Origin of the sequence: Brachybacterium subflavum, from assembly GCF_009299795.1 — a bacterium.
GTDB lineage: Bacteria > Actinomycetota > Actinomycetes > Actinomycetales > Dermabacteraceae > Brachybacterium > Brachybacterium subflavum.
On sequence record NZ_VIGP01000002.1, the window covers coordinates 336139 to 349405 of the forward strand.

The window sequence follows — 13267 nt, forward strand, 5'->3', positions numbered from 1 at the left end:
GCGCCGTCCGCCCCGTCCGCGCCGCTCACTTGATCGCTCCGCCGGTGAGGCCGCGGACGATGAACCGCTGCCCGAAGATGAGGAGCAGCAGGGTCGGGACCACCGCGAGCACGGTGCCGGCGAGCACGAGGCCGGCGTTGAAGTTGTCGGCCGACTTGAGCTGGGTGATGCCGATCTGGATGGTCTGCATCTGCGGGGTCTGCGTGACCAGCAGGGGCCAGAAGTACATGTTCCAGGCCATGAGGAAGGACCAGAATCCGAGCGCCATCAGCGTGGGCCGCGACAGCGGAATGAGGATCCGCAGCAGGAAGCGCGGGTTCGAGCAGCCGTCGATGCGGGCGGCGTCGAACAGCTCCGCGGGGAACGACATGAACGCCTGGCGCAGGAGGAAGATCCCGAAGCCGTGCGCGAGGAACGGGAGCGTCAGCGCGGGCAGGGTGTTGATGAGGCCCGCGTCGGAGATGAAGAGGTAGTTGGGGATGATGATCGCCTCGACCGGGACCATCATCGTGCTGAGCAGCAGGAAGAACCAGAAGGTGCGCCACCGCATCGGCAGGAACACCAGGGCGAAGCTCGCCAGCACGCTCGTGATCATCTGTCCGGCGGTGATGATGCCCGCCATCGCCACGGAGTTCCCCCACTGCCGCAGCAGCGGGATCGCGTCGAGGGCGCCCGCGAAGTTCCGCAGCACCGCACCGCTCCTGGGCCACAGGGCGGCCGGGTAGGCGTTGATGTCGCCCGGGCCCATGAGCGAGCCGGCGAACCCGAAGTACACGGGGAACCCGATGAGCACCAGGAAGATCAGCAGCACGGCATAGGTGCCGATCTTCGAGGCGAGGCCTCCGGAAGGTCGTCGTCGGCGCGCAGTGCCCGACGGCCGCGCAGGGCCCGACGGCGTGGTCGGCGCCGGGCGGGTCGCGGACGACGGCGCGGTCGAGGAGTGCTCGTTCACTGGTAGAACACCTTCCTCTCGACGAGCCCGAACTGCAGGGCGGTGATCACGACGACGACGATCAGCAGCACGATCGCCTGGGCGGAGGCGTATCCGAAGTTCGAGTTGCCGTAGGCGAATGCCTGCTCGTAGATCGAGTAGACGAGCGTGGTGGTCGATCCCTGCGGCCCGCCGCGGGTGAGGATGTGGATCTGACCGAAGCTCTGCAGGGAGTTGATGGTGCCGGTGACGAGCAGGAAGAAGATCTGCGGGGTCAGCAGCGGGATGATGATCGAGCGCTGCAGGCGCAGGCCGCCTGCGCCGTCCAGGCGGGCCGCCTCGATGATGTCGTCGGGCACGGACCCCAGACCCGCCGAGAGCACCAGCAGGTTGTAGCCCATCTGCATCCACACGGTGGTGAGCGCGATCGAGATCAGCGCGATGTGGGGATCGGTGATCCAGCCGACGCGGCCGATGCCGAACGTCCCGAGGATGCCGTTCAGCACGCCCGTGGCCTGGTTGAACATGACCGCGAAGATCACCGAGGCGGTCGCCACGGAGAACGCGAACGGCGAGGCGAAGGCGGTGCGGAAGAAGCGGATGCCGCGGATCCTCTGGTGCAGCAGCAGCGAGAGCATCAGCGAGATCGCGATCACCGGGACCACGGTGAGCACCACGAAGGCGATCGTGCGCAGCAGGACCGCGTGGAACTCGGAGTCCTGCAGCAGCTTGAGGTAGTGCTCGGCGCCGACGAAGCCCGCAGGTCGGCCCAGGATGTCGTTGCCCTGGAAGGACAGCACGAAGGAGCGTGCGAGCGGGAAGAACATGAAGACCGCGAACACGGCGAGCGCCGGCACCAGGTAGAGCCAGGAACTGAACTGGCCCCGTCGTGAGGGCTTGCGGCGCGGGATCTCGGATGCGTCAGGGACGGTGGATGCGTCGGTCGACGTCGTGGTCATGCGACCCCTCCTCTCCTCGTCGTCGAGGCGGTGGGCGGGCGGTCGCCCTCAGGAGCGCGACCGCGGGTGGGGAAGTCGGGGGATGGCCCGAGCACAGGTGAACGGGAGATGAACACGGTGATCCAGGTCACCGTAGCAGAGGGTGTGCGGCGTATGTCGGACCCCGGCGTCGGCGACCTGTCTGACCGCGCGCCTTCGCCCGGGATGCACGGCCCTGTGCTCAGCGTCCGAGGTCCGACGCCCCGACCTCCCCTCCCGGAAGCAGATCAGCTCCCGAGGTCGGCTCCCGGAGGTGCCGACCATCATCCCTCGGTGCTCAGCGCCCCTCGTCCCCGTCCGCGGGGTCGATCGCGCCGTCCGCGGGGTCGATCGCGCCGTCCACGGTCTCGTCCTCGGCGTCCGTGCCGGCACCGGCGGCGCCCACGACGCGGCCCGTGGTGTCCTCGTCGGCGCCCTCCCCATCGACATCCTCCGCGTCGAAGTCCTCCGCGTCGGCATCGTCCGCGCCGGCGTCCTCGGGGTCGGCGCCCTCGGGGTCGGCGAGGCCGCCGGCTCCCGCCTCGCGGTAGAGCGCGATGAACTCGCGCGCGGTGTCGGGGCCGATCATCAGGCGCAGCACCGGGGAGACCTCGAAGGAGTCGCCCTGCTCCTCGAGCAGGCCCGCGCGCTGGATCTTGGTGATGGACGCGCGCACCTCCTTGGCGAAACCGGCCTCGTCGGTCGAGGTGGAGCGGCGATAGGCGGCGAGCGCCTGCTGGATCTCCGCGTCGGAGACCACGGCGCGCTGACCGCGCGAGGACTGGGTGAGCAGCATCTGGCGCAGCACCAGCAGCAGCACCGAGTCCAGACGGTTCAGGCCGGAGAGGCGGCGCAGCAGCTTGGGGGCGTCGGGGTCGGACTCGCTCTGGCGCACGAAGGCGACCTGGGCGTCGTCGTCCAGGACCAGCTCGAGGAACATGTCGGCGAGCCGGGCCTCGATGGCGGCGCGGTCGCGCAGCAGCTGGCCGTAGCGCTGGGGTTCGCGCCGGCCGTCGACGAAGGGGCCCTGCAGGAGGGCCACGAGGACGCGGCGGGACTCGTCGACGAGCGCGCCCAGGCCGGATGTGGTGGGCGCGTCCGGGTCGTCCGGGGACGGGGCCGAGCCCGAGGAGTTCGAGGAGGCCGCGGCGGCGGGCGAGGCGGGGGATGTCATGGGAGCCACGATCATCGAGGGTACCTGCGAGACTGGCCGTCATGGACGATCTCACCGTGGAGCGGGTGCTGCGCACCGTCGAGGCCATCCCGCCCGGCCGCGTCGCGAGCTACGGCCAGGTGGGCGACGTGTGCGGGGTGGGGCCGCGCCTGGTGGGTCGGATCATGAGCCAGTGGGGTTCGGGGGTGACCTGGTGGCGGGTGACATCGGCCGACGGGGACCTGCCCGCTCCGCTGCTCGCGCGCGCCCGCGACGCGTGGGACGAGGAGGGGATCGCGCTCAAGCCCAACGGGCGCGGCTGCCGGATCGCGCGGTACCGGGCCGACCACGAGCAGCTCGTGGCGGACGCCCGACGAGCCTGGGCGGACCTGCCCGAGGACTGAGATCGGCCGAGGATGAAACCCTGCACGACCCGACATCGGTCACGCCTCGTTCGTCGCCCGTTCGCCCTGTTGTAACCTCAGGAACGGCCCGGCGAGAGCCCGACCCCTTTCCGTGCAGACCCGGGTTCCGAGCCCAGCGATCGAGCTCACCGCGGCCTGCCGTCCATCACACCGTTCATGACCGCGCGTTCCGAGGAGGCCCCGTGCACGTCGGGACGACGCTCCAGCGCACGCGGAGCGCGGCCGCGCCCCTGTGGGAGCAGGCGTTCGCTGCGTGGGCGTGGCGCCATGCCGTCGGGCCGCGTCCGGTGCACGTCGAGGTCGAGGCCGTTGGCTCCGGCGGGGTCGACAGGGCGGACGTGGTCGACAGGGCGGACGTGGTCGACAGAGCGGACGGAGCCGACAAGGCGGACGGGGCTGACGTTCGCTCCGCCGCGCGCTCCTCCGACCGTCGCCCTCGTCTCCTGGGGGCCGACCCGGGCGACGTGATCGACCTGGGCGAGATCGGCGCCGAGGGCCTCACCGTGGATCTCGCCGACCCCTCCACCCCTGCCTGGCTGTGGGTCGAGGGGGCGGCCGCCGGGCCCGGCGCGACCGGGACCGGCGTGCGCTGGTGGGTCGACGAGGAGGTCGAGCTTCCGCGCGTAAGCGCCGTCGTCCCCACATTCCGCCGCGAGGACGATGCGACCGCGCAGGCCCGCGCCTTCGCCGCCATGCCGTTCGTCGCCCGCGTGCTCGTCATCGACCAGGGCGGCTCCCTCGCGGGCCACGCGCCCTTCACCCGGCTCCTCGACGCGCAGGAGAGAAGGTCGGGCGGCCTCCCCGACTCCCTCCCCGCCGCGCGGATCGAGCTCCTCGAGCAGCCGAACCTGGGCGGCTCCGGCGGATATGCGCGCGGCATGCTCGCCGCTCTCGAGGATCCCACCCAGGCCGTCTTCCTCTCGGACGACGACGCCCTGATCTCCGAGGAGTCCCTGCGCCGCCTGCTGACCTTCCAGGCCCTCGCCGAGGCGCCCACGATCCTGGGCACCGGCCTGCTGGATGCCGGCTCGCCCGCCGACGCCCCCACCCTGCTCACCGAGGCCGAGCACGTGGAGCGCTCGACCTTCTTCTGGCGCTCGGCCGACGGCATGCGCGGACCGCTCGACCTCGCCGGCACCACGCCCGCCGACTGGGACGCGCTGCTGCCCCGCACCGCCGCCGACTACACCGGCTGGTGGGGCACGCTGCTGCCGCCCGGGGCGGTCGGGACGCTGGGGCTGCCCGCGCCGTTCTTCCTGAAGTGGGACGACGCGGAGTACGGGCTGCGCGCGAGCGCGCTGGGCTATTCGACGATGGTCCTGCCCGGGGCCTCTGTCACCCACCCCTCCTGGGACGCGTACCGCACGCAGATGAGCTGGAGCGCGCGGATCCTGCACCGCAACCGTCTGGCGACGGCCGCCGCGCACGGCGCGGGCCGCGGAGTGCTCGCCGACTCCCTCGCCCACCAGCTCAAGCACGTGCTCTCGGGCCTGCACCTCACGGCGCGCCTGTGGGACGAGGGCGCGCGGTCCGCGCTGGCGGGCCCCGATGCATGGCTGGGCACGGACCTGCGCAGCGCGCGGGCCGACGGCCAGGCGGTGGTCGACGCCTGGCGCGAGCGCCAGCGCTCCCGCACCGAGGGACTCGAGCCCACGCGCACCTCCCCGTTCTCCCTGCCCGCGGGGGCGCTGCGGGCGCTCGCGCGCGTGCTCTCCCCCGCCCGCGCTCCGCGCAGCGTGCTGGAGATCCCCGCGAGCACGGTGTCCTGGCGCACCGTGCTCGGGGCCGACGCCGTGATCATCACCTCCGCGCAGGGCGAGAGGATCGACTCCTTCGTGATCGACGGGCACGATGATCGGTCCCTGCTCGTGCGGGTGCTGCGCACGCACGTGCGCCTGGCCCTCCGCTGGAGCTCGCTGCGCCGCCGGTATGCGCGCGCACTGCCGCGCTGGACCACGGCGAACGCCTGGCGGGAGATCCTGGACCACGCTGAGCAGGCGGAGAAGGCGGAACAGACCGAGCAGACCGGGCAGGCGGGGAGCACGAGCACCGAGGAGCGCAAGGACGACAGCGCTGAAGCGAGCCAGGAAGGAGGCCGCTGATGGCCGCACGCGGCAACTCCCTCAAGCGCTGGCTGCGCAGCACCGGCGGCAAGCTCCTGCGCCGCTTCCGCCTGCTGCCCGGCGGCGTGCCCGACGGCCTGGGCGATGACGACCGCCTGGGAGACACCGTCCTCGAGGGCGACGTCATCCTCTACTTCCCCGACACCCTGGAGAGCCTCTACCAGCTCGACGACTGGTTCGGGCCGCTGCGCGAGCTGCACCGCGAGCGGGGCGTGACCATCGTGTGCATGGACTCGCGGGTCGCCGCGGCGCTGCGCGAGAAGGTGGAGATGACGGTGATCACCGTCGCCCGCGATGCGACGCTGGACGCGCTGATCCTGCGCAGCGACACCAAGCTCATCCTCTACGTGAACTACAACCCGCTGAACACGGCGCCGCTGCGCAGCCGCTCGGCGCTGCACGTCTCGCTGCTGCACGGCGACTCCGACAAGGGCGTCTCCGTCTCCAACCAGATCAAGGCCTACGACTTCTCCTTCGTGGCCGGGCAGGCGGCGATCGACCGCCTCGAGCGCTACTCGACCCTGTTCGACGCGCGCACCCGCTGCATCCCCGTCGGCCGACCCAGCCTGGACACGGACCGCGTGCCCGCCCTGTCACGTCCCGAGGATGCTCCCCGCACCGTCCTCTACGCGCCGACGTGGGAGGGCGGGCAGGCGAGCGTCGCCTACTCCTCGCTGCTCACGCAGTCGGAGATGATCGCGCGCTCCCTGGTCGCCGCCGGCCTGCACGTCATCTACCGGCCGCACCCGCTGACCGGGGTGCGCGTCCCCGCCTTCGGGGAGGCCGACGCCCAGCTGCGCGAACTGCTCGCCGAGCGCGGGCAGGAGATCGCCGAGCACCACAGCATCCAGCAGGACTTCGCCCGCGCCGACCTCATGATCTGCGACGTCTCCGCCGTCGCGACGGACTGGCTGGCAACCGGCAAGCCCCTCCTCGTCACCGAGCCCGCACGCGCCGAGGGCGGACCCCGCGAGGCTGCCACACGCCTCCTCCAGACCGCCCCGCGCCTCACCGAGGAGCAGGCCCCGCGCGCCGGCGAGCTCGCCCTCGAGCAGATCACCGAGGACCCGCAGCGCGAACAGCGCCGCGAGCTCACCGAGTACTACCTGGGCGACACGAGCCCAGGGGCGTCGCTGCAGCGCTTCCTGGACGCCTGCACCGACCTCACCGTGCTGCGCGATCAGCTGTGGGCGTCGATCCAGGAAGAGGGCCCCGCGCAGGTGTAGCTGCGCGGGTCTCTGCCGCCCCGGCAGCGAGTCCGCGCGCTCCGGCGCCGTCCATGGAGGGCAGCCGTGGAGGGCAGCCGTGGACGTCGGGTGATCTGTAGGAGATTCCGTGGAGATGCGCACGCTGTGTGCGAGGACACCGCGGGCGCCGATCCCCGGCTGGGTAGGATGTGGGGTGCTTCGGCCCGCTGACGGCCGCTCCACGTTCCCGGCCCCGGAGATAGGTACGGCCTGTTGATTGCAAGCGAACCCGCGACACCCACGGTCCCGCCTCCCCTGGAGCGCACCTACGACCCCGCCTGGGTCGTGGAGACCGCGCGTAGCAACGGACTCGAGCGCATGGGAGTCCGCCCCCGGCTGGGCGAGTACCTCGGCGAGCTCTGGCGCCGACGCACCTTCATCCGCGTGCTCGCCGTCTCGAAGTCGCAGGCGTCGAACCAGAACACCTATCTCGGGCAGGTGTGGGCGTTGCTCACCCCGATCCTCAACGCCGCCGTCTACATCCTCATCTTCGGCATCATCCTGAAGGTGGGACGCGCAGGCATCGAGAACACCATCGCGTTCATCGTGGTGGGCGTGTTCTTCTTCCGCTTCTTCGAGCGGTCGATCCACGCCGGCTCGAAAGCCATCCGCTCCAACCTGAGCCTCGTGCGGTCGGTGCACTTCCCCCGGGCGGTGCTGCCGATGGCGGGCGTCCTGGCGGAGCTCACGACGCTTCTGCCCGCGCTGGTCGTGATGTGCCTCATCTCCTACTTCTCGGGTCTGCTCCCGAATGAGGGAGACGTGCCTCTCGCGTGGCGCTGGTTCCTGCTGATCCCCGCCGTGATCCTCATCTGGGCGTTCTCGACGGGCTGCGCGTTCATCATGGCGCGGCTGGTTGCGCAGACGCCCGATATCGACAACCTGATCCCGTTCGGCACGCGGCTGCTCATGTACGCCTCGGGCGTGATCTTCTCCATCGATCACTTCCTCGGATCGTTCTCCTGGGGATGGATCATGAAGTACCAGCCGGTCGCGGTGTACCTGGAACTCGCGCGCTCGGCGATCCTGAAGGAGCCCTCGGCACCACTCGACCCGATGATGTGGCTCATCGGCCTGGTGTGGGCGATCGTGTTCCTGGCAGGCGGATTCCTGTTCTTCTGGCAGGGGGAAGAGACCTATGGCCGCAATTGAGACGGACGAGGACGACTTCGAGGTCGACGCCGAAGATCTGGATGACACCCCCGTCACCGGATCGGTCTCGGACCAGCTCTCGCTGCTCGTCAACGACCTGCACGTCACCTATCGCGTGTTCGGCGCGAAGAAGGTGGGTCACGGGCCCGCGAAGGAGCAGAGCGCGCTGCAGAAGTTCCTCAGCCGCGGTGCCTCCTCCCAGCAGGGCGTGCGCGAGGTCCACGCCGTGCGGGGCATCTCCTTCAGCGCTCGGCACGGCGAGTCGATCGGCATCATCGGTGTCAACGGCTCCGGCAAGTCGACGCTGCTGCGAGCCATCGCGGGCCTGATCCCCGCGGCCCAGGGCTCCGTGTACGTCGCCGGAGACCCGGCGCTGCTCGGCGTCAACGCCGTGCTCATGGGTGATCTGACCGGCGAGCGGAACATCATGATCGGCGGGCTCGCGCTCGGTCTGACCCCGCAGCAGGTGAAGGAGCGCTATCAGGACGTCGTGGATTTCGCTGAGATCGGCGAATTCGTGAACCTGCCGATGAAGTCCTACTCCTCGGGCATGGGCCAGCGGCTGCGGTTCGCGATCTCCGCGAGCGCCGTGCCGGACATCCTCATGATCGACGAGGCGCTGTCCACCGGCGACGCCGGCTTCCGCGCCAAGAGCAAGGCACGCATCAACGAGGTGCGCGAGGCGGCGGGGACCGTGTTCCTGGTCAGCCATTCGCTGGCGACCGTGAAGAGCATGTGCGAGCGCGTGCTGTGGGTCCATCAGGGCCAACTGGTCATGGACGGTCCGGCCGAGGATGTCTGCAAGCGCTACCGGCAGTTCGTCGTCGCCTCGAGGGAGGCTGCGAAGGCGAAGGCCGAGGCGAAGAACTGACCTGCGGGCGCGGCCGGGCGTGCGCCCTGTCCAGTGCTGAGGCATCCTCCTCTCCAGGTGCTCACTCCATCTCGTTCCGTCGTACGTTCTGAAGGAGACTCATATGCGGCCCATCCTCATCGTCCTGCACCGCCTTGGTTCCGGAGGCGTCACCCAGGCGGTGCTTGATCAGGCGCGCATGTTCTCCGAGGCAGGCAGGGACGTCGCCATCGCCACCCTCGATGACAACCCCCATTTCGCGGCCTCGATCGAGGATCTGAGGAATTCCGGACGCCTCGCCGCTTCGGTGCCCGTCCACAACATCTACGCGGATTCGGCTCTCGCCGCCGAAGATGCGGGCCCTGCACGTCGGGCGATGTCGAAGGCCCGGCGAACACTCGGACGCCTTGCCGAGCCGCTCGCACAGGTCAGCACGGGCCAGGATCTGATCGAGACGGGCACCGACGCGCACGGCGCGTACCGACGTCACTTCACCGCCGCCGGCGAGTACTACGCCTTCGACCGTCTGGACGAGGACGGCGGGATCAAGCACACGAACTTCTTCGAGAATCGCTTCCTGATCCGGCGTGACGAGATGGCGGGCGAACATGTGGCCCGACGAACGTGGTTCACCACGGACGGCGGCGCCAACCGCGTCGAGTTCCTGACGGCCGAGGGATTCATCTATGCCCAGCGCTGGATGAATCCCGAGAACGGCCGAGGTGTCGGCGTCTACGTGGCCGAACCGTCCACGCGCAGGATGCGCCGGTTCAATGGGCTCCCCGACTGGCACGTCGCCTGGCTGCAGGGCCTCGTGGACCGCTCGTCGACGGCGCCGTACGTCATCGCCGAGACCGCCTCCACCATCGCGAAGACCCTCCGGCTCCGCCGCTCGAGCGCCGTGCGGATCGCCATGATGCACAACAGTCAAGTCGGCGAGCCGTTCGCCGTGGACAGTCCGCTGCGCACCGACTATGACGACGTCTTCGCACAGCTCGACCAGCTGGACGCCTTCGTCGTGCTGAGCGAGCGCCAGCGAGCCGACATGGTGGAGAGGCTCGGCAACGAGGACGGCTTCACCGTCGTCCCCAACACTCTGCGCCTCCCGCCGCGGCCCGACGTCGAGCGCGATCCCCGGTTGGTGTCCGTCGTGTCCCGTCTCGCGCCGCAGAAGGCCCTGCACGAGGCGATCCACGCCTTCTCCCGCGTGCTCGAGGACGTCCCCGACGCCCGTCTCGAGATCTATGGGCGGGGTCCTTCGAAGAAGAAGCTCGAGGATCTGGTCGAGGAGCTCGGGCTCTCCGGGAGCATCCGCTTCATGGGGCGCACGAGCGAGCCGAACGCAGCGATGGCGCGCAGCGTGTGCACAGTGTCGACCTCGGATTGGGAAGCTCTTCCCCTGTCGATCGCCGAGTCCCTGGCGGTCGGCACGCCCGTCGTCTCCTACGACTGCCTGTACGGCCCCTCGACGCTCATCCGCGACGGGGAGACGGGGATCATCGTCCCGCGCGGGGCCAGGGAGCAGCTCGCCGAGGGCATCGTGCGCCTGCTGCATTCCCCCTCGGAAACGAGCGCGATGGGCGCCGCAGGGCGAGCCGACATCTCCTCGCGCCTGTCGTTTCAGGCCGTCCTGCGCGAGTGGGACGAGACGTTCCGCCACGCGGATCGGCGCAGCGGGCTGCCCTCTTCCCGCTAACGGGAGGAGCGCTGCCCGCTGCGCCGATCGCGTCGGCGCAGCGGGCAACGTCGGGCCTCAGCCCCGCGCGCGGGCCTTCCAGTGCTCCGCGCCCGTGACGTACGAGGACGACCACGGCTTGACGCCGTCCGCCCAGTGGCGGATCTTCGGGTCCTCCACGACCTCCCGGTCCGGGACGTGCGCCCACTCACGCGGCAGGTCGTACCTGCGCGGACCGGCCGCATAGTGCAGTGCGCTGCGATCGTCCAGACGGTAGTGCGCCATGGCCGGCAGCACCTGGTCGCTGAGGCCCTCCGAACGCATGCCGGCGAGGTCGAGGACCATCACATCGGTGTCGAACGCCTCGAAGTCGAAGACGTGCCGACCGTGGATGTCGCGGTAGAACTCGTAGGCGGTCTGCGGAACAGCGTCCATGCGACGGGCTGCGCTGTAGAGCACGGCGAAACCGCTCGGCTCCGGCCGCGAGGTGCGGCGCGCGGCGAACAGGGCGTCTCCGAGATCCTGATCGGCGAGCTCGGAGAGGTCGGCGGAGACGGCGGCGTCCACAGGCAGCAGGATCGCGCGGTCCACGGGGACCAGGTCCGCCAGCAGCACTCTGTCCAGTGCCCTCGGGTCGATCCCTGCCTCGACGCGCGCGGCATCGATCGACGAGGTGTCGATCCAGTGGAGATCCACATGCTCGACGGCCAGCCCCGCCGGCTGGGCCCCGCGCGCGACGACCCAGGCACGGATGGGCCGCGCCGAATGGGCCGCCGCCGACGCGAGCACGCCCTGCAGGCGCCCCAGCTGCTTCGGCGTGGGCGTCAGCACGACGTCGATCGCGTTGTCCTGGCCGGACGCCGCCGGGGTCCTCACCGACGACGTCAGCTGCGAAGCCGACGCGCGGGCCGCGGGGATCGCAACCTTCCGGGCGTGCCGCGCACGCGCGGCCTCGACCTCCGGTTCGACGGTCCGGCGCCACACCTCGTAGACCTCGTCGCGGCTCTTCTGCTCGAAGATTGCGGTGACCACGGACTCGAGCCGGTCGCGCATGTTCGAGCGCATGGCGTCGAAGTCCTTCGAGGACAGCCGGAACAGGCCGTTGAAGCGCACGTCGGCGTTGTTCTTCGGCTCGAAGTCGACCCTCAGTCCCAGGGAGGTCGTCGGCAGGTAGCAGTGCAGGCGCGTGGTGACGACGTCGGTGTACTCCCGGCGATAGCGCTCGAGCACCTGCACGGCGTCCCACATGTTCGCGGTGAAGTCGCGCTTCTTCACCTCGGGGTACGACTGCTTGACGTTCTCATGCCCCGTGGGAACGGGGCTGCGAGCGACGTCGACGTAGACCGTCGCCTGCTCGGGCTTCTGCTCGAGATCCGGGAACACGGTATTCACCGTCGTGGTCAGACACCCGGAGAAGAACGCGGGGACATCCAGCGAGAGCAGCAGATCGACCGTCGTCCAATCGCGGCACCCGATGGGCCCGTGCTCCCGCAGGTACGCGAGGGACTCCTCGGAGAGGAGAGCCCGCTTGCTGCAGTGGAAGGAGACGAAGATCGGGTTGAGGTTGGGGTGCAGCGGGAAGTCGTACGCCTCCAGACCGAACAGCGAGTGCATGTGCCATCCGAACTCCAGGAGCCAAGTATTCGGAGGGATCGCCTGGTACGTCGTGGAGTCGCGGTCGATCGTCATGACATCGACGTCCGCGGAGACTCCCTCGCGGCGCAGCTCCGGCCGCACTCGCTCCTGCATGGAGCGGACGAAGTCCACGACACCGTCATCACCGTGGAAGCGCAGGTCCTGGTGACGCACCACGTGCCCCAAAGACGCGAGCGTCTGGATCTGGTCGCCGATGTTCTGCGAGGCGCGGGCGCGACCAGGCTGAAGATAGTCGATGAGACCGAAGGAGACGTGCCCCTCGGAGGCCGCGGGCGCATCCTGGTTGCGGCGTGCGCCGACCCAGCGCCGGCCCCAGGTGAGATCGTCCTGGCCGGTCTTCCACGCGTCCCGCTGCTTCGGGGTGGTGTAGGCGGCCGACGACTTCGCGAAGGCCTCGTCGGCGAGCTCGAGCTCGTCGGTGACGAAGAGGTTGCGGTAGACCTCGAACCAGTTGCGGGCGCTGAACGGACGATCCTCGGCGAGCCAGGTCCGCGCCAGTTCAGCGCCCCTGCGCGGATCCTCCGCGAAGAGCGTCTGGATCCTCTCGAGCGGCGCATAGCGCAGCGCGGCCTCGTGGTCCGACTTGTCGAAGTGGTGCAGCGCGAGCGCCGGATGGTTCCGGGAGGCGGCGACGATCCCGGCCGCGAGGTGCCCGGCGGCAGCCGTCGACTCGTCCCGCACGAGGGCGTCGGCGACCGACTGCGCCTCGTTCGTCCTCTTCTCCTTCAGGAGCGCACGGACACGCTCGGCGACGGCCCGGTCAAGGCCCTTGCCCTGCATGATCGCGCGCATGAGCGGATCGGCGGACTGCTTCTCCACGCTCTTGCGGACGCGATCCGCGACCGCCTGGGAGGGAACCGCCTTCGGAGCCGTCCCCGCCGAGCGTCCTTCGGCGGCCGCGAGGAGCTGCTCGTACGCATCCGCCCAGTCCTCCGATCGGGAGGCGGCTCGCACCTGATCCTTGGTGGCGATGGGCAGTCGGGATGCGGCCAGGCGGCGGAGCCGTCGTAGTCTCGGCACAGGGAGCTCCAGACGAAAGTGAACGGTAGATGACGGCGGGGAGTCTACAAGTCGTCGC

The 13267-nt window shown here is 70.1% G+C and carries 10 protein-coding genes; 6 read left to right on the forward strand and 4 right to left on the reverse strand.

Translation table 11 applies throughout. The annotated features are described in order from the left end of the window. Positions 1 to 25: 25 nt before the first annotated feature. From FHG10_RS05360 to FHG10_RS05370, 3 genes are all read right to left on the reverse strand, one after another. Positions 26 to 952: a carbohydrate ABC transporter permease gene (locus tag FHG10_RS05360; protein WP_227488052.1), complete on the reverse strand. Its 927-nt coding sequence runs from the start codon at positions 950 to 952 to the stop codon at positions 26 to 28. Continuing rightward, a complete protein-coding gene (locus FHG10_RS05365; protein ID WP_152352282.1) occupies positions 949 to 1890 on the reverse strand; it encodes a carbohydrate ABC transporter permease in 942 nt (313 codons plus the stop codon). Before FHG10_RS05365 ends, FHG10_RS05360 begins: the two co-directional genes overlap by 4 nt. Before the next feature lie 316 nt (positions 1891 to 2206). Then, positions 2207 to 3082, reverse strand: coding sequence for a DUF4194 domain-containing protein (locus FHG10_RS05370; RefSeq protein WP_152352283.1), 876 nt, complete (start codon positions 3080 to 3082; stop codon positions 2207 to 2209). A 41-nt stretch (positions 3083 to 3123) separates the two neighbouring features. On the opposite strand from FHG10_RS05370, the gene FHG10_RS05375 reads away from it, so the two are divergent. The 6 genes from FHG10_RS05375 to FHG10_RS05400 all read left to right on the forward strand — a co-directional run bounded on the left by FHG10_RS05375 (position 3124) and on the right by FHG10_RS05400 (position 10554). Next, positions 3124 to 3465 carry an MGMT family protein gene (locus FHG10_RS05375; protein ID WP_152352284.1) on the forward strand — a complete coding sequence of 114 codons (342 nt, stop codon included), beginning with the start codon at positions 3124 to 3126 and terminating at the stop codon, positions 3463 to 3465. Positions 3466 to 3668: 203 nt separating this feature from the next. Continuing rightward, positions 3669 to 5588, forward strand: coding sequence for a glycosyltransferase (locus FHG10_RS05380; RefSeq protein WP_152352285.1), 1920 nt, complete (start codon positions 3669 to 3671; stop codon positions 5586 to 5588). Continuing rightward, positions 5588 to 6835 carry a CDP-glycerol glycerophosphotransferase family protein gene (locus tag FHG10_RS05385; protein ID WP_152352286.1) on the forward strand — a complete coding sequence of 416 codons (1248 nt, stop codon included), beginning with the start codon at positions 5588 to 5590 and terminating at the stop codon, positions 6833 to 6835. Before FHG10_RS05380 ends, FHG10_RS05385 begins: the two co-directional genes overlap by 1 nt. A 234-nt stretch (positions 6836 to 7069) precedes the next feature. Then, a complete protein-coding gene (locus FHG10_RS05390) occupies positions 7070 to 8008 on the forward strand; it encodes an ABC transporter permease (RefSeq protein WP_227488053.1) in 939 nt (312 codons plus the stop codon). Next, entirely contained in the window at positions 7995 to 8879 is an 885-nt protein-coding gene (locus FHG10_RS05395) for an ABC transporter ATP-binding protein (protein WP_152352287.1), read from the forward strand. Before FHG10_RS05390 ends, FHG10_RS05395 begins: the two co-directional genes overlap by 14 nt. Before the next feature lie 103 nt (positions 8880 to 8982). Continuing rightward, a complete protein-coding gene (locus FHG10_RS05400; protein WP_152352288.1) occupies positions 8983 to 10554 on the forward strand; it encodes a glycosyltransferase in 1572 nt (523 codons plus the stop codon). Positions 10555 to 10611: 57 nt separating this feature from the next. Here the strand turns inward: FHG10_RS05400 and FHG10_RS05405 are convergent, their stop codons facing one another. Continuing rightward, on the reverse strand, positions 10612 to 13143 hold the full coding sequence (locus FHG10_RS05405; protein ID WP_152352289.1) for a glycosyltransferase family protein: 2532 nt from the start codon (positions 13141 to 13143) through the stop codon (positions 10612 to 10614). Positions 13144 to 13267 lie beyond the last annotated feature (124 nt).

Coding starts and splice junctions, on each gene's coding strand:
- FHG10_RS05400 (WP_152352288.1), top strand. CDS start 8,983: ATGCGGCCCATCCTCATCGTCCTGCACCGCCTTGGTTCCGGAGGCGTC.
- FHG10_RS05370 (WP_152352283.1), bottom strand. CDS start 3,082: ATGACATCCCCCGCCTCGCCCGCCGCCGCGGCCTCCTCGAACTCCTCG.
- FHG10_RS05375 (WP_152352284.1), top strand. CDS start 3,124: ATGGACGATCTCACCGTGGAGCGGGTGCTGCGCACCGTCGAGGCCATC.
- FHG10_RS05395 (WP_152352287.1), top strand. CDS start 7,995: ATGGCCGCAATTGAGACGGACGAGGACGACTTCGAGGTCGACGCCGAA.
- FHG10_RS05385 (WP_152352286.1), top strand. CDS start 5,588: ATGGCCGCACGCGGCAACTCCCTCAAGCGCTGGCTGCGCAGCACCGGC.
- FHG10_RS05365 (WP_152352282.1), bottom strand. CDS start 1,890: ATGACCACGACGTCGACCGACGCATCCACCGTCCCTGACGCATCCGAG.